Source organism: Polaribacter sp. OB-PA-B3, assembly GCF_054589375.1.
Genome location: NZ_BAAIIX010000003.1, coordinates 285522 through 300852 on the forward strand (window position 1 = coordinate 285522; position 15331 = coordinate 300852).

Consider the following 15331-nt stretch of genomic DNA (forward strand, 5'->3'; position numbering starts at 1 on the left):
GGTTGATTGATTTATTTTATTTTCTAGAAATACTTCCTCCAGAAGAAGACTTTTTATTTACAATTTTCGGGTTTCCTTTAAAATCTACATCGCCACCACTTGTTGCTTTTGCTTCAATTTTTTCTGATGCATAAATATCAATGTCTGCACCACTTGTTACCTTCACAATAACATTTTTACTTTCTAAATCGTAAGCATCAATAGAACTTCCGCTTGTAGCGCTAGACGCATGATTTGTAGTAATACCTGTAATGTTAATATCAGAGCCACTTGTAGATTTAGTTGCTACACTTTCTGCATCAACTTTTATATTTATATCTGCACCACTAGTCGCTGTAATAGATATTTCTTTAGTGTTTATTGTGTTTTCTGTATAAACATCTGCACCGCTTGTGGCTTTTAAGTTTGATAATTCTTCTACTGTTACATAGACTTTTCTTGATTTTGATTGCCAAATATTTTTATCAGTATATATTCTTAAAACGCCATCGTTTATTTCTGTTTTAATAATTTCTTGTAAGTTTTCATCTGCTTCTACTATAATTTCTGTTTCATTACTTTGGTTGATGTATAGATCGATACCGTTACTAACATGAATACTGTTAAATGTATTATTAACATCTCTGTTTTCTGTAGTAACATTTCTGTTGCCGTTTACTTTATTTAAATAATCTACACCACAAGATGTTAGTATAGTAGATAAAAATAGAATTACTAAAAGTTGGTTGGTTGATTTTTTCATAATGTTGTTTTATAATTTATTTGATAAATATCACAGTAAAGACGCTAATTGCCAATATAAAGTTGCCCAGTTGTATTTTTTTTCTTCTGAACTGTAATTAGAAAGTTTCTTCAACTGTTTCTTCATCATCAGTATCGTTATTCTCGATAACACAATCGGTACATTTTAAAGCGATATTTGTCATTTTAAAATAGTGATTTGTCATTTCGTCTTCGTCTAAATTATTTTCACTTCTAACATTGTATAAAAATGATTTTACCGAATTATCAAAATATATAGTTGAAGTAGTTGGTAAAAAAAGTGTAATTACTATTTCTTCATCTTTAAAAATATTTTTTATGTTCGTTAAAAAATAAGCGTCTAATATAAGCTCATTATTGCTTAAGGTATAGTTGTATTTTATTTTTTCGGCATTTTTGCTTGCTCTAATACTGCTTTTACCATAAGATTCTTTCTGAATAATTACATAAGCTTCATCGGTATTACTTCTATTTACATCGATACGAATATCGTTTGTATAAACCATACGCTTATTATCAACTTCTACTTCGTGTCTTCTAGAAGATCTTCTTAAATTGTGTTTATAATAGATTTCATCGTTGTTTTTCATTTTTACAACTAAAGTATCTTGTTTAGAAATTGCAAGATTTTTTCTCACTACATTTTTACCATAATTAGCATGTGTAGTTCCAAATTCTATTGCTGTAAAAATGATTATTAACAGTGCAATTATCCATAAACCTAAAAGAGATAAAGAAGTTGCTTTACTAACTTGTTTTACATTACTAGATAACATTCTTAAACCTAAAATTAACAAGGCTAAAAAAGGAATACCAACTAAAACAAATAAAGAAACTGTTAACAACCAACGAGGTAAAGTTGCGTCATAAAAGAATTCTGGATAACTAATAAAATTACCATCAATATTTAAGAATTCTAAACTTCCTACAGAAAACCCTCCAATAATTAGAGATAAAATAATGGCTGCACCTAAGAATACAAATATTACACCTATAAATTTTCCTATAATTTTAAAAAAACCAAGTATAATTTTACCAATTGTATCTAAAAAATCTTGTAAACCATTATTTTTTTTTGTCTTTGCTGAAAAAGTTTGACTCATTTTTTCAGAGAACTCATTAGCACCGTCTTTAAATTTTTCTGATGCTTGATTTGCAACATTTCTAACATTTTCAGATACATTAGAAAACTCTTCTCTAATCTTCTTTTCGATGTTATCAATATTTACAGGTTCACCTTCCATCTGCAATTTTTCTGCTGTAGTTTTTGCTTCTGGTAATAAAATCCATAAAATTATATAGATTAAAATTCCGAATCCTGCTCCAAAGAAAAGAGCCAACAAACCTAAACGTATCCATATTGCATCAATATCAAAATAATGAGCAATACCAGATGCAACACCACCTAAAAATTTATCATCACCATCTCTAAATAATTTTTTACCAGAGGTGTTATTTCTTTTATACGAGTAGCTTGAATCTGAATATGCTTCTTCTGCTTCTGCATAATCTTCTGGTTGCCCCATGATTACAATAATATCTTCTATATCACCTTCATTAACAACTTGTCTAGCATCGGTAATTTTTTCTGATAAAAGCTCACTTATACGCGCTTCTATATCTGCTATGATTTCATTTTTTCCTTGCGGATCTTCACTTAAGGATTTAGAGATAGACTCTAGATATCTTCTTAATTTTTGGTAGGCAATCTCGTCTATATGGAAGAAAAATCCGCCTAAATTTATATTTATTGTCTTATTCATCTGAAGTTGGTTTTGTGCTAATTACTTGGTTAACTGCGTTTACTAAATTACTCCATGTTTTGTCTAATTCTTTTAAAAACATGCCTCCGTTTTCTGTTAAAACGTAGTATTTTCTTGGTGGTCCAGAGGTTGATTCTTCCCATCTATACGATAATAATCCTGCATTTTTTAAACGCGTTAATAACGGATAAATGGTTCCTTCAACCACAATCATTTCTGCACCTTTAAGCGTAGAAAGTATTTCTGATGTATATGCATCTCCATTTTTTAGAATGGATAAAATACAATACTCTAAAACACCTTTTCTCATTTGTGCTTTTGTGTTTTCTATCTTCATATAATGTGGTTTATTTAATAAATTTTATAGTAAAAGGATACTTGTAACTTTCTCCTTCTTTTGCTTTTAAAGAAGCTATTATAACCAGTGCAATTCCTATTAAATAAATAATACTTGCAACTGTACCAAAACCAATTAACCCTAAAAAGTTATGAGAGTTAAAATCTAAATTAATGCTGAAATTATCAAAATGATTTATGTCTCTTAAAAATGAACCAAATGCAAAGGGTATAAATGTTAAGGTTAATAAAAAAGAATATAAGGTATAACTAATATTAAAGTTTACGGCTTCTTTACCTTGTTCATCTAAAAATTCACTTCTTTCTTTTAATGTTTGCCACGCTATTAATGGTGTAATTATATGTCCAAAAGGAAATATAAAGCCAGTGAAAGCAGACAAGTGAATTAAAAAGGCATTTGTGTTTTGTTTATTATTCTTCATGATTGTAGTATATAATACTTTCTTATGCAAATATATATCTTAAAAAAGGTATTATGCAATACATAGTACTGTAATTAACATTTTTTTAACATTTTTAAAATGTAAAATATGAACAATAAAAGTGGTATTTTGTGAGTCTTAATAAGCATTATGAAGATTACACCTAAAAAAGTAAACCTGTTTATGTTACTTAAATTACCATTGGGTTTTTTAAGTGGAATGAGAGTTATTTCTGTATCTAAAGATGAGGCAGTTGTAAAAATTAAACATAAATGGATGAATCAAAATCCTTTTAAAAGTATGTTTTGGGCAGCGCAAGGTATGGCAGCAGAAATGAGTACTGGCGTTTTGGTTATGAAAGCTATAGAAGAATCTAATACAAAGGTATCTATGTTGGTTACACAACAAAATGCCGAGTTTTATAAAAAAGCAACAGGAAAGATTATTTTTACTTGCAACGGTGGTTTAGAAATAGCTAAAGCAATTCAGGAGTCGATTGAGACAAATGAAGGACAAATAGTTGTTTTATCTTCTGAAGGAGTTAACGAAGATGGAGTAGTAGTTTCTAAATTTAATTTTGAATGGAGTTTAAAAGTGAAATCTTAAACTAATTCTACAGTTCTTTTTCTTTGATATAATTTTGGTCTTTCTTCATTGTAATCACAATCTTGAAAAATACCACAAGAAACACTTGTTCTAGCTAAAGATTTAGTTTCTTCATGTTTCTTAGATAAAGCTTCAATTTCTGGAGATAAATATTTCATAATTGATTATTACTTAAAATTGTAATGCAAAATTAGTAGTTTTTTGAAGTAAATATGTTAAATAAAAGATAATTTTAGATTATCTCTATTATATCTAACTAAATTTTAAAGCATAAAAAAACCGAGTTGAAACTCGGTTTTTAACTTAATTTGATTCTTTTGCTTTTATTTCGCTTATGTATTTATCTAAACGTTTACCGTAAATAGATTTTTTGACATCTATTGATAATGAATTATTGATAGTATCTAATAATTTGATATTAGCATCATATAATTGTGTTAATGCAATATATGGTGCAACTTCATTGTCTTTATTGTTTAAAGCAAAATTGGTTGTATAAAGATATTTTCTACGAATCATTCTATCAAAATCAGTTTTAACCTTAGTCATTAAATCTTGGTCTTGTGCCTTAGTTGCTTCAAACTCTTTTTTAATAAATTCTAAACGTTGATTTTTAAACTTGTTATTTATTTCTAAAAAACTATTTAAAACTTCTTGATTTTTAGAACCCGTAATCTCTGGGTTAAAGCCAAAAATATCAATATTATCATTAATAGTAATAGTTCCTTTATCCCCAAAAAATAAAATTCTCTTATCGGTTGAGTTACCATCAAAAGTTAAATAGTACATCACAGGAGATTCTACATTGTCTGTTAATTTAAAATTTCCGTCTCCAAAAACATCTACAGAATCTACAGATACTAAAACTGTATCATTCATTTTTTGAAGATATAAGGTTCCTTTTTTAAGTCCTTTTATGTTTCCCTGAACAATCATGTTTCCATCTTTTTTAGACGAACATGCATAAATTAACATCGATGCTAGTAAAACTGTTACTATTTTCTTCATTGTTTATAAAAATTTAGTCTGCAAATATGCTTTATTTTTTTAAATAGTTGAAGCTAATTCCATTAAAATTGTACACAAAATTGCACCAACAGTACCAATAGCGTATCCAAAAACAGCTAATAACACACCTACAGTTGCTAAAGACGGATGAAAAGCTTGTGCGACAATAGGCGCAGAAGCAGCACCGCCAACATTTGCTTGACTACCAACCGCTAAAAAGAAATAAGGTGCTTTAATTATTTTAGCAACAATTATTAATAATACAGCATGTATTGTCATCCAAACAAAACCGATTGCAATTAATCCTGGGTTTTCAAATGCCTGATTTAAATCCATTTTCATACCAATTGTTGCTACTAAAATGTAAATAAAAATGCTACCAAGCTTACTTGCACCAGCACCTTCATAATTTTTTGCTTTTGTATATGATAATAAGATAGCTACAATTGTAGATATACTAATTAACCAGAAAAATCCAGAACCTAAGAAAGAAAAAACATTGCGCCAAGTTTGAGATTCTATAGAACCAACAAACTCTGAGAAAAATTGACTTAAGTATTTTGCTGAAAAATGACCAAAACCTACCGTGCCAAATGCTATGGCAAGCATAATCATAAAATCTGTTAAGCTTGGGTTTTTCTTAACTTTTTTAGTAAATAAAATAACTTTTTCTTTTAAATCTTCGATAGCAGAAGTATCTGCTTTTAGCCATTTGTCTATTTTCTCTTTTTTACCAATACCAATTAGTAAAACAGCCATCCAAACATTTGCAATTACAATATCAACAATTACCATTCCGCCATATTTAGCAGGATTGTATTTGTAAATTTCTAGCATTGCAGTTTGATTTGCACCACCACCAATCCAACTACCAGCTAATGTTGATAAACCTCTCCATACAGCATCAAAATCTGCACCACCAACTGTTTCTGGTGAAAATGCAGAAATTAATAATATTGCTAAAGGTCCGCCAATTATTACACCAACAGTACCTGTAAAAAACATTATTAAAGCTTTAGAACCTAAATTAAAGATAGCTTTTAAATCGATACTTAACGTCATTAAAACCAAAGCTGCAGGTAATAAAAATCGACTAGCAACATAATAGAGTTGAGAGGAGTTTTTACTAACAGCACCTGTAGCATCTGTAGTTTGCCATTCTGGAGAAATAATACCAACGGTGGTAAAAATTGCTGGAATAAAATAGGCCATAAATAAACCAGGTACAATTTTATAAAACTTTGGCCAGAAGCCAGTTTTTAATCCTTCGGTATAAAAAACAAAGCCTAAAGAAATCATAAGGATACCAAAAACAATGGCATCATTTGTAAAAATTGGTTGCATAATTAAATTGTTTTCTTAGAAAAATCTGTATTTACAATGATACCTAATTGTAATCTTTTAAGTACTTCATTTGGTGTTTTAATTTGAAAATATCCGGCTTTTAATTTTATTGTATTGTTCAATTTGTGCAAAAAACCAGCACCTGTCCAGTTTTGAGCAAATCTCTTACCTCTATCAAGGTTTAAGAAAAGTTCATTAAAAGCATAAAGACTCCAAGTTTTAGTAAGTGGATAACTTACATTTAAATCGTATCGTAACCAATTTTGAAATTCATCAACATTAAAATCTCTATGGATAAAACGTTGCTCTAATCTAAAACGATGCTTTGCTGTAAAATCACCCCAAAAAGACTTTAAATGTAAATCTTGGTAATAGCGATATTCATATAAATAATTTGATGGCGAATCATAAGCTCTATCTGCTGTAGCATAACTTAGACCAAGTGTAACATTTATCTTTGGATTAAATGAATAATTTAAACCTAATCTATAAATTTCTTGCTGAAACTCTTCAGTTAACTCATAATATCTAAAATGAGCCATTGTCTTTAAACCAAATTTATCAGATAATTTATGTGAACCGTTATACATGTACCAAGTTCCTAATTTATCTTCTGCAGTAGATTGAGCCTTTGCTTTACTAATTATAAAGCAAAGACAAGTGAATAATAATATTTTACGCATATTAATTTATAGAGTAAATTTTTGTGTCTTTAAATAAAGAAATTTTGATAGACTCTGTTTCTTTTTTGAAGTCTAACCAGTCTTTATTGAAGAATGCGTTTGTTTCTGTTAAAGCTTTTTTAAATTCTTCTTTAAATTGATTCATTAAAACAGTCTCTGTAGATGTTTGTTCTCCAAAACGAGAACGAATGTATCTACTTGCTTGACCAAAACGTTGGTTTACTGTAATTTCTGGATTTCTAGTAATACCTTGCCTTTTATCTATAGAACCTAAATATTTTGCAAGTAAACCATCTATCTTTTTAATAACATCTTTAGAAGATTTAATTTGATCTTTGTATTTTTTCTTGTCTTCTTTTGTTAATTGAGATTTAATTGTTGTCGCGGTATTTTTACTCTCAACTAATTGTTTTACAACATTTGCTATTTTCTCTTGATATTTTTCAAGCTCTTTACTTGCATTGTATTTTTGATTGATTGCTTTGTCAGAAATTTTTAATCTAGGATCAAATTCTACTTTAATATTTTGTTCTTCTACAACATCACCAAAAGTCATTTTTAAACGGTATGTACCTGGTTTTACAGTAACTCCACCCGGTTCTCTGGTAGATTTTCTAATTCTTCTAGAAGCTCTTTCAACGCCTTTTTCTCTTAAATACCATGTCGTTTTATGTACACCATTTTCTTTAGGAGCTTTAAATTTTAAAGTTCTAATTTGTCTACTGCCATCAAAAATTTCTAATTTAATAGAATCAAATTTTACTTTATTTTCTTTTGAAGATTTAGTTGAATTATTCTTAGTTCTAGGAACATTCACATAATAAGAGATGATTGCACCACTTTTTCTATTTTCTCCTTGATACAAACCATCTGCACCAAATCTACTACCTGTTGGTTGCTGTCTTGCAGCCTGATAAGCTACAGGAGGTTCAAATAAATGTAATTTTTTAGAAGTTGCGTTTTTAGCAGCTAATGCTCTTAAAGGTTTAATATCGTCTAAAACCCATGCAGCTCTACCAAAAGTACCAATAACTAAATCGTCTTCTCTTGGATGAATTACTAAATCTTTAACAGGTACAGTTGGGAAACCGTTGGTCCATTTTGTCCATTTTTTACCTGCATCTACAGAAATGTATAAACCATCATCTGTACCTAGAAATAATAAATTTTCATTTTTTGGATCTTCAATAATAGCTAATGTATAACTCTGTACATCATTTTCATCTACGATTCTCTCCCAAGTTTTACCGTAGTTTTTTGTTCTATACGCATACGGAGTGTAATTAAAACGTCTATAATCATTTGCGATTAAAAGAGCTTCTCCTTTATTTTTATTAGAAGCTTTAATTTGAGTAATCCAGCTATTTTCTGGTAAGCCTTTTAAATTTTTAGCAACGTTTGTCCAAGAGTTTCCTCCGTTCATTGTAATGTGAACTTGACCATCATCTGTTGCAGCCCAAATTACATCTTTTTGTAATAAAGAAGGTTCTATCACAAGCACAGTACAGTGATTTTCTGCACCTGTTGCATCCATAGTTAAACCACCGCTTTCAGATTGTTTTAATTTTTCTGGATCATTGGTAGATAAATCCGGAGAAATAACCGTCCATGTTAATCCTTTGTCAGTAGATTTATGCACAAATTGACTACCAAAATAAAGTGTAGAACTGTCGAATGGATCTATGTTTATAGCAGAATTCCAATTAAAACGTAATTCTACATTAGGATCTTTATGTGTTGGTTTTACAGAATAATTATTACCTGTTAAATAATCGAACCTAGAAACAGAACCTTGTTGGCTCATTGTCCAGCCATATCTAGAGTCGTCTCTGTCTGGTACAACATCAAAACCATCACCAAAGCTAATTTCTTGCCAATAAGAATTTCTAATACCTTGAGATTTCCATACATAAGCAGGACCTCTCCAAGAACCATTATCTTGCATTCCTCCGTAAACATTATAAGGAAATTCGTTATCTACATTTATATGATAAAACTGTGCAACAGGTATGTTGCCTATAAAACGCCAAGATTTACCACCATCTTTGGTAATATTTAAGCCTCCGTCATTTCCATCAATCATAAATTTACCGTTATTTGGATGGATGTACCAAGCATGATGATCTGGATGCACACCATTGTCTACGCCATAAGCAGGCATTAACTCTTTAAAGCTTTTTCCGCCATCTTGAGAAACATTAACATAGGTAAAAACTGTATATAATCTGTTCTCATTTTGAGGGTCTACATAAATTTCTGAATAATAAAACGGACGATTGCCAATACCAGGTTTGTCGTTTATTTTTTTCCATTTAAAACCACCATCTTCACTTTTATAAAGTGCATTTTTTTTAGATTCTACCAAGGCATACACAATGTCTGGATTACTTGGTGCAATAGCAACACCAATTCTACCTAATTCGCCTTTAGGAAAACCTTCTTTTTCTGTGATTTTTTTCCAATTATCACCTCCATCATAAGTAATATATAATCCAGAGCCTTCTCCACCAGATTTAAAAAACCAAGGATCACGCTTGTGTTCCCACATTGCAGCAATTATTTTATTAGGATTGTTAGGGTCCATAATTAAATCTGCAGCACCAGATTTTTCATTGGTAAATAAAATTTGTTTCCAAGTTTTACCGCCGTCAGTTGTTTTATAAACACCACGTTCTTTGTGTTCTCCCCACGGAGAACCAATTGCAGCAGCGTAAACAACATCTGGGTTTGTAGGGTCTATAACAACTCTATGAATATGTCTTGTTTTTTCTAACCCCATAGATTTCCATGTTTTTCCGGCATCCAAAGTTTTATAAATACCAAAACCACCATTTAAACTGTTTCTTGGGTTACCTTCACCAGTACCTGCCCAAACAACACTTGGGTTAGATTGTTGTATTGCAACAGCACCAATAGAGGCTGTAAGTTCTTTTTCGAAAATAGGTTCCCATTTAACGCCACCAGATGTAGATTTCCAGATACCACCAGAAGCAGTACCAGCATAAATAATTTCTGGATTAGCTGTAACAACATCTATAGAAGTTACTCTACCAGACATACCGCCCGGACCAATATTTCTGGGTTTCATGTTTTTTACTAAATCCATAGAAAACTCTTGAGAGAAGAGTAGGGAAGTAGCGCACAAAAAGACAAGTGTAAATAGTTTTTTCATTAGTTTAAGTTTGTTGAATTTGAATAATAGCGAACAAGATACAAAATAGAAAACGCTCAATAAAAATTGAGCGTTTTTTTAACATAAATTAGCATTTTAAGAATCTTACAAGTAGATTTAGTCTTCTTTCTTTTTAGGTTCTCTGTTGTTTTCTTTTAAGGCTTGCATTAACATCCATTCTATTTGACCATTTGTAGAACGAAACTCATCTGCAGCCCATTTTTCTATAGCTTTTAGCATATCTTCATTAACTCGCAACGCGAAAGCTTTCTTTTTTGCCATATTAATTGTTTACAAATTGAACAACAGTTTCAATTAATTCTTTAGATAAAGGGAAATCACTTGAATAATAAGATTTTAAATTATCTTCTTCTTTTTCTATAGTTTTTAAAACATGATTCATGTTTTTGATAAAAACTAATTTTGCATTTGTATTCGCTTTTTTAAGCTTTGTTGCATCTTCAATTGTAACTTGCGTATCTTTTTCTCCTTGAATAATTAAAGTAGGAATTGTCAATTTCTTAATTTCTTCTAAAGGATCAATTTGCAACCAAGAATATAAAAAAGGTTGATTTCTTTTTGAAAAAAGAGTTACTAAAAACGGATTTATCTTTTCTATTTTCCCTTTAATTCTAAGTGTATCGAATTGTTTTTTTACAATAACACCTAGCATAGGATTATTCTTTTTTATTTGCTGAGTCATTATTTTATCTATTGTTTCTCCTGACCCAGCAATAGAAATATATTTATCGATATTTTTTGATGCTAACATTGCAATTAAAGAACCTTGACTATGACCTGCTAAAATAATTTCAGAAAATTGTTTCTCTTTTTTAAAATGAGAAATTACTGTTTCCACATCTATCACAAAATCTCTAATTTTTGTGTCTTTTAAATATGGATAGTTTTTTTTATTAGCGGTTCTTTTGTCGTAACTAAAAAAAGCAATATTCTTTTTATTTACAGAATCTCTAAATTCTTTAATGTAATTTGCTTTTACTGGTGTACCTGCTTGATTACCATTTCTGTCTACATTACCAGAACCATGCACCCAAATTATTAATGGAGATTTTTCTTTTGTAAACGTTAACGTTCCGGGTAATTCTATTTCTCCGTTTTTAATTACAATTTCTTCGGATTCTATTTGTGCTAAAGCAGTTGTAATTCCGAACAAAATAATAACTATGGATGTAATAATTTTGATCATTTTAAATTTATTTCATAGGTTTTTAAAACCTGAATTGCACTTTCTTTATGTTGAGTTCCTATAAGAAGCTTTTTACCATCTTTAAGCTCTAATTGAATACCAATATCGCCAGAAACATTTATACATTTTCCTTTTTCTTTATTCCAAAAAGAACCACCTTTAAAACCCCAACCACCATATTCTCCTATAGGATCATAAGTTCTAACATATGCTTTATTTATTTCTGTCCATTTTACCAATTTTAATTTTAAATGAAACGGAAAAAATTGATAATAAATTCCTTTTTCATCTATTCTGGTTTTAAGTTTAAAAAGAAAAATTAGTAAGGCAGAACCTATTATAGCTAAAATGCTTATAATAAGTTCGTTTGTACTAATAGAAGAGTTGGCTTTATTATAATCTTGTAGTATAAGAGTAATAGGTACAATTAAACTAACAGACATTAATAAAATTAACCAAGTTTGCGTAAAGCGCTGCTCTTCTTTAAAAACTTTCATATTAACGGTTTTTATCTCTTTCGAATATTACAGAATTCCAACCGCTAGGAACTTCTTTAAAAACCCATCCTTCCCTTGCATATTGATTTAACAAATCTTCAAAATTTTGAGTTGCATTTCTAAATCCTAATTTTAAGGTAACTACTTTGTATTCTTTCATTGTAGAGATTTTATTTTAATTCTTGTGTTTCTTTTTTTTATGTTGTTTAAGAAATTTTCCAACTGATTATTATTATTTAATTCAATGATTTTTTCTCTGCCTTTGTTATTTATCAACGTAATCTCAACTTTGCTATCCTCATCAAATTCTGTTTCCTCTTCATGGTTTTCAATTTCTATTTTTAAAATTTCATTGATAGGAATTTTAAAAAACCATATTTTTTTAAAAACGAATTTAAAAAACATGTATACTAGATAAGCACTTGCGATTCCGAAAATCCACAATTTTATATTTTCATAAACTCCAACAATATTTTTATAATTGATTATCATATCAATAAAAAGGGAAATTAAAGATACTTTTCCAAAGAACTTTAAAATATCTAACGCATATTTTCCCTTTCTATATTTAATTTTTATGTGGGTGTTGTTAATTGCAACTACACCATGTATCAACTTAAAAGAGTTTGTGCCTTTCATTTTAAATGTTCAACTTTAATTCTTGTATTTCTTTTTTGTATTGCTTCTATAAAAGGATGCAATTGATTTTCTAGATTTCTAAATTCTAGTTCAAGTCTTTTTTTATTGTTAAAAATTATAGATACTTCTGTTTCAAATTCTTGTTTTTCAACATCTATTTTTTGTATTTCATTGATATATAGTTTTTTATTAGATTTTCTAAAAAATATTAAATAAATTATCATAAGTATAATTGCAATAAATCCTAAAATTCTCAAACCAAAATCAAAATAGTCAAAGAAATTTTGTAATAACTCCATTCTTTTAAAAGTATGCAAAACACTTATTCCAACAAAAGCAAAAAAAACACCTAGCCATCCGCCTCTAGATTTTAAATCTCTTTTATGTTTATTAATATCTAAAAAGAGTTGTTTATTATCCATAGATATGTAGCCATCTACCATAACAAATTTTTCCATAATATCTAAACTTAATGACTTAATGTACCAGCGTTCACAACCGGAGAAGCTTCTTTATCTCCACAAAGTATAACTAGAAGATTACTTACCATTGCTGCTTTACGTTCTTCGTCTAGCTCTACAATTTCTTTTTTATTTAACTCTTCCAACGCCATTTCAACCATTTCTACAGCACCTTGCACAATTTTGTGTCTAGCAGCAACAATAGCTGTTGCTTGTTGTCTTTTTAACATTGCCGATGCAATTTCTTGTGCATAAGCTAAATAACCTATTCTTGCTTCTAAAACCTCAATACCGGCAATAGATAAACGTTCGTCTATTTCTTTCTCAAGTGCTTCCGAAACTTCATTAACACTAGAGCGTAAAGTAATGTCTTCATCATGGCCTTCATCAGCAAAATTATCATAAGGATACATGCTTGCCAGTTTTCTAACAGCTGCATCTGTTTGCACTCTTACAAAGTTTTCATAATTATCTACATCAAAAGCCGCTTTATATGTATTTGTAACACGCCAAACTAAAATGGTAGAAATCATTATTGGGTTTCCTAATTTATCATTTACTTTTAATCTTTCAGAATCGAAATTACTAGCTCTTAAAGAGATTGTTTTTTTTCTAAAAAAAGGATTTGCCCAATACAAACCATTTGCTTTTATAGTTCCAACATATTTTCCGAAAAGCAAAATTACTTTAGATGTGTTTGGGTTTACTAGAATAAAACCAAAGAAACCAATAAAACTTAAAAAGGTAATAATTAAATAGATTGGTGTTTTATGATAAAAAGCCATTACAATACTACCTATAAATAGCGTAAAAACTATAAAAAGCATTAAATAGCCATTGGCAAGTTTTATTATTTTTTCTGATTTCATGATGTTTGTTTTAGATTGATATTAAATTGATATCACTAATATATCAATTATTTTGTAGTTACCAAAATTAATTTGAATTATATTTTTTATAACTTCGCAAAAAATATATAAAATTTTAAAAATGAAACTTAAATTATTTTTATTGATTTCTTTCTTTTTTATGTCTAAACCAGCAGCAGAAGACACTCTGTTTTGGGGTCAAAATGGTCATAGAGCAACAGGTAAAATTGCAGAGGGGCATCTTACTAAAAGAGCAAAAAGAAAAATAGATAAATTATTACAAGGGCAAAGTTTGGCTTTTGTATCTACTTATGCAGATGAAATTAAAGCAGATAAAGCTTTTCGTAAATATTCTTCTTGGCATTATGTAAATATGGAGCTTAATGAAAGTTATGCTGATGCTGCAAAAAACCCTAACGGAGATATTGTAACCGGAATTAATAAATGTATATCAGTTTTAAAAGAGGATAATAGTTTAGAGGCAGACAAAGCTTTTCATTTAAAAATGCTTGTGCATTTTATAGGAGACTTACACCAACCAATGCATATTGGGCAAAGAGAAGATAAAGGTGGTAACACCATACAAGTACAGTGGTTTGGTAAAGGAACAAACTTACATTCGGTTTGGGATACTAAAATGATAGAAAACTGGAATATGAGTTATTTAGAATTGGCAGACAATGCAAGAGATTTATCTAAAAAACAAATTGCAGCAATAAAAGAAGGAACAATTGTAGATTGGGTTAACGAAGTACATCAATTAACTAAAAAAGTTTACGGTTCTGTAAAAAAAGGAGAGAACTTACGTTACAGATATTCTTACGATCATTTTAGTATTGTAAGAGATCAATTACAAATAGGAGGAATACGATTAGCTAAAATTTTAAATGATATTTTTAGTTAATTTTATTGCTAACAAATACTAAGCCTCATTAAAATTAATGAGGCTTTTTTTATGTTAATAATTTAATAAATGATAATAAATAATTCTAAAAAAGCATATTTTTATAAAATGAAAACAAAATTATTAGTTGGTTGTTTACTTTTGGCATTTATTGTTTCATGTAAAAAAGAGACAGCGAATTCCGAAGTTAAAAAAACAGAAGAAATTTCTAACATTTCTGTAAAGTCTTATTCTTATGATGATTTAAAACCTTTACTAGAAAAGAAAGACGATAAAATTTATGTTGTAAATTTTTGGGCAACTTGGTGTGCACCGTGTGTAAAAGAATTGCCTTATTTTGAGAAAATTAATAAGGAATATGCTTCTAAAAATGTAGAGGTTTTATTGGTGAGTTTAGATTTTCCGAGGCAAGTAGAAAAAAAGTTAATTCCTTTTATTAAGAAAAGAAATTTACAATCTAAAGTAGTCTTATTAGATGATGTAAACGAAGATGTATGGATTAAAGATATAGATTCTACATGGTCTGGTGCGATACCAATTACCATCATTTATAATAAAGACAAAAGAAAGTTTTACGAGCAATCTTTTACTTATGAGTCTTTAGAAACTGAATTAAATAAATTTATAAACTAGATAA

19 protein-coding genes are annotated in these 15331 nt (G+C 29.2%); 3 read left to right on the top strand and 16 right to left on the bottom strand.

From position 1 onward, the window contains the following. Positions 1–16 precede the first annotated feature (16 nt). The 4 genes from ACYPV9_RS08465 to ACYPV9_RS08480 all read right to left on the bottom strand — a co-directional run bounded on the left by ACYPV9_RS08465 (position 17) and on the right by ACYPV9_RS08480 (position 3304). Positions 17–742 (bottom strand): head GIN domain-containing protein, encoded by a 726-nt coding sequence (locus tag ACYPV9_RS08465; RefSeq protein WP_459742988.1) that lies wholly within the window; start codon positions 740–742, stop codon positions 17–19. 97 nt (positions 743–839) lie between these two features. Further along, complete coding sequence (locus ACYPV9_RS08470) at positions 840–2525, bottom strand: PspC domain-containing protein (protein WP_459742990.1); 1686 nt, start codon at positions 2523–2525, stop codon at positions 840–842. After that, positions 2518–2862, bottom strand: coding sequence for a PadR family transcriptional regulator (locus tag ACYPV9_RS08475; RefSeq protein ID WP_077809719.1), 345 nt, complete (start codon positions 2860–2862; stop codon positions 2518–2520). Before ACYPV9_RS08475 ends, ACYPV9_RS08470 begins: the two co-directional genes overlap by 8 nt. Before the next feature lie 10 nt (positions 2863–2872). After that, positions 2873–3304, bottom strand: coding sequence for a DUF4870 domain-containing protein (locus ACYPV9_RS08480; RefSeq protein WP_459742992.1), 432 nt, complete (start codon positions 3302–3304; stop codon positions 2873–2875). 150 nt (positions 3305–3454) lie between these two features. Here ACYPV9_RS08480 and ACYPV9_RS08485 point away from each other — a divergent pair, with 150 nt between their 5' ends. Beyond that, positions 3455–3910, top strand: coding sequence for a DUF4442 domain-containing protein (locus ACYPV9_RS08485; RefSeq protein WP_299064991.1), 456 nt, complete (start codon positions 3455–3457; stop codon positions 3908–3910). On the opposite strand, the gene ACYPV9_RS08490 is transcribed toward ACYPV9_RS08485, so the two are convergent. From ACYPV9_RS08490 to ACYPV9_RS08545, 12 genes are all read right to left on the bottom strand, one after another. Continuing rightward, complete coding sequence (locus tag ACYPV9_RS08490) at positions 3907–4068, bottom strand: hypothetical protein (protein ID WP_299064993.1); 162 nt, start codon at positions 4066–4068, stop codon at positions 3907–3909. The genes ACYPV9_RS08485 and ACYPV9_RS08490 overlap by 4 nt on opposite strands. Positions 4069–4213: 145 nt before the next feature. Further along, positions 4214–4918 (bottom strand): DUF4369 domain-containing protein, encoded by a 705-nt coding sequence (locus ACYPV9_RS08495; RefSeq protein ID WP_299064994.1) that lies wholly within the window; start codon positions 4916–4918, stop codon positions 4214–4216. A 39-nt stretch (positions 4919–4957) separates the two neighbouring features. After that, on the bottom strand, positions 4958–6262 hold the full coding sequence (locus ACYPV9_RS08500) for a DUF819 family protein (protein ID WP_299064996.1): 1305 nt from the start codon (positions 6260–6262) through the stop codon (positions 4958–4960). Positions 6263–6264: 2 nt separating this feature from the next. Further along, entirely contained in the window at positions 6265–6945 is a 681-nt protein-coding gene (locus tag ACYPV9_RS08505) for a DUF2490 domain-containing protein (RefSeq protein ID WP_299064998.1), read from the bottom strand. A 1-nt stretch (position 6946) separates the two neighbouring features. Further along, positions 6947–10117 carry a WD40/YVTN/BNR-like repeat-containing protein gene (locus tag ACYPV9_RS08510; protein ID WP_459742996.1) on the bottom strand — a complete coding sequence of 1057 codons (3171 nt, stop codon included), beginning with the start codon at positions 10115–10117 and terminating at the stop codon, positions 6947–6949. A gap of 117 nt (positions 10118–10234) precedes the next feature. Then, the gene (locus tag ACYPV9_RS08515; protein ID WP_077809713.1) at positions 10235–10399 is read right to left on the bottom strand and encodes a type II toxin-antitoxin system antitoxin; all 165 of its coding nucleotides are present in this window, start codon (positions 10397–10399) and stop codon (positions 10235–10237) included. Between the two features lies 1 nt (position 10400). Continuing rightward, the gene (locus ACYPV9_RS08520) at positions 10401–11324 is read right to left on the bottom strand and encodes a serine aminopeptidase domain-containing protein (RefSeq protein ID WP_459742998.1); all 924 of its coding nucleotides are present in this window, start codon (positions 11322–11324) and stop codon (positions 10401–10403) included. Further along, entirely contained in the window at positions 11321–11821 is a 501-nt protein-coding gene (locus tag ACYPV9_RS08525) for a hypothetical protein (protein WP_459743000.1), read from the bottom strand. Before ACYPV9_RS08525 ends, ACYPV9_RS08520 begins: the two co-directional genes overlap by 4 nt. A 1-nt stretch (position 11822) precedes the next feature. Next, the gene (locus tag ACYPV9_RS08530) at positions 11823–11981 is read right to left on the bottom strand and encodes a DUF4177 domain-containing protein (RefSeq protein ID WP_459743002.1); all 159 of its coding nucleotides are present in this window, start codon (positions 11979–11981) and stop codon (positions 11823–11825) included. Beyond that, positions 11978–12460, bottom strand: a complete 483-nt coding sequence (locus tag ACYPV9_RS08535) for a hypothetical protein (RefSeq protein WP_459743004.1) — start codon at positions 12458–12460, stop codon at positions 11978–11980. Before ACYPV9_RS08535 ends, ACYPV9_RS08530 begins: the two co-directional genes overlap by 4 nt. Next, on the bottom strand, positions 12457–12918 hold the full coding sequence (locus tag ACYPV9_RS08540; RefSeq protein WP_459743006.1) for a hypothetical protein: 462 nt from the start codon (positions 12916–12918) through the stop codon (positions 12457–12459). Before ACYPV9_RS08540 ends, ACYPV9_RS08535 begins: the two co-directional genes overlap by 4 nt. Before the next feature lie 11 nt (positions 12919–12929). Next, the gene (locus tag ACYPV9_RS08545; RefSeq protein WP_077809710.1) at positions 12930–13790 is read right to left on the bottom strand and encodes an SPFH domain-containing protein; all 861 of its coding nucleotides are present in this window, start codon (positions 13788–13790) and stop codon (positions 12930–12932) included. 121 nt (positions 13791–13911) lie between these two features. Between ACYPV9_RS08545 and ACYPV9_RS08550 the strand changes: the two genes are divergently transcribed. Both ACYPV9_RS08550 and ACYPV9_RS08555 read left to right on the top strand, forming a co-directional pair. After that, positions 13912–14694, top strand: a complete 783-nt coding sequence (locus tag ACYPV9_RS08550; RefSeq protein ID WP_459743008.1) for a S1/P1 nuclease — start codon at positions 13912–13914, stop codon at positions 14692–14694. A 108-nt stretch (positions 14695–14802) separates the two neighbouring features. Beyond that, entirely contained in the window at positions 14803–15327 is a 525-nt protein-coding gene (locus ACYPV9_RS08555; RefSeq protein ID WP_459743010.1) for a TlpA disulfide reductase family protein, read from the top strand. Positions 15328–15331 lie beyond the last annotated feature (4 nt).

Coding starts and splice junctions, on each gene's coding strand:
- ACYPV9_RS08465 (WP_459742988.1), bottom strand. CDS start 742: ATGAAAAAATCAACCAACCAACTTTTAGTAATTCTATTTTTATCTACT.
- ACYPV9_RS08470 (WP_459742990.1), bottom strand. CDS start 2,525: ATGAATAAGACAATAAATATAAATTTAGGCGGATTTTTCTTCCATATA.
- ACYPV9_RS08475 (WP_077809719.1), bottom strand. CDS start 2,862: ATGAAGATAGAAAACACAAAAGCACAAATGAGAAAAGGTGTTTTAGAG.
- ACYPV9_RS08480 (WP_459742992.1), bottom strand. CDS start 3,304: ATGAAGAATAATAAACAAAACACAAATGCCTTTTTAATTCACTTGTCT.
- ACYPV9_RS08485 (WP_299064991.1), top strand. CDS start 3,455: ATGAAGATTACACCTAAAAAAGTAAACCTGTTTATGTTACTTAAATTA.
- ACYPV9_RS08490 (WP_299064993.1), bottom strand. CDS start 4,068: ATGAAATATTTATCTCCAGAAATTGAAGCTTTATCTAAGAAACATGAA.
- ACYPV9_RS08495 (WP_299064994.1), bottom strand. CDS start 4,918: ATGAAGAAAATAGTAACAGTTTTACTAGCATCGATGTTAATTTATGCA.
- ACYPV9_RS08500 (WP_299064996.1), bottom strand. CDS start 6,262: ATGCAACCAATTTTTACAAATGATGCCATTGTTTTTGGTATCCTTATG.
- ACYPV9_RS08505 (WP_299064998.1), bottom strand. CDS start 6,945: ATGCGTAAAATATTATTATTCACTTGTCTTTGCTTTATAATTAGTAAA.
- ACYPV9_RS08510 (WP_459742996.1), bottom strand. CDS start 10,117: ATGAAAAAACTATTTACACTTGTCTTTTTGTGCGCTACTTCCCTACTC.
- ACYPV9_RS08515 (WP_077809713.1), bottom strand. CDS start 10,399: ATGGCAAAAAAGAAAGCTTTCGCGTTGCGAGTTAATGAAGATATGCTA.
- ACYPV9_RS08520 (WP_459742998.1), bottom strand. CDS start 11,324: ATGATCAAAATTATTACATCCATAGTTATTATTTTGTTCGGAATTACA.
- ACYPV9_RS08525 (WP_459743000.1), bottom strand. CDS start 11,821: ATGAAAGTTTTTAAAGAAGAGCAGCGCTTTACGCAAACTTGGTTAATT.
- ACYPV9_RS08530 (WP_459743002.1), bottom strand. CDS start 11,981: ATGAAAGAATACAAAGTAGTTACCTTAAAATTAGGATTTAGAAATGCA.
- ACYPV9_RS08535 (WP_459743004.1), bottom strand. CDS start 12,460: ATGAAAGGCACAAACTCTTTTAAGTTGATACATGGTGTAGTTGCAATT.
- ACYPV9_RS08540 (WP_459743006.1), bottom strand. CDS start 12,918: ATGGAAAAATTTGTTATGGTAGATGGCTACATATCTATGGATAATAAA.
- ACYPV9_RS08545 (WP_077809710.1), bottom strand. CDS start 13,790: ATGAAATCAGAAAAAATAATAAAACTTGCCAATGGCTATTTAATGCTT.
- ACYPV9_RS08550 (WP_459743008.1), top strand. CDS start 13,912: ATGAAACTTAAATTATTTTTATTGATTTCTTTCTTTTTTATGTCTAAA.
- ACYPV9_RS08555 (WP_459743010.1), top strand. CDS start 14,803: ATGAAAACAAAATTATTAGTTGGTTGTTTACTTTTGGCATTTATTGTT.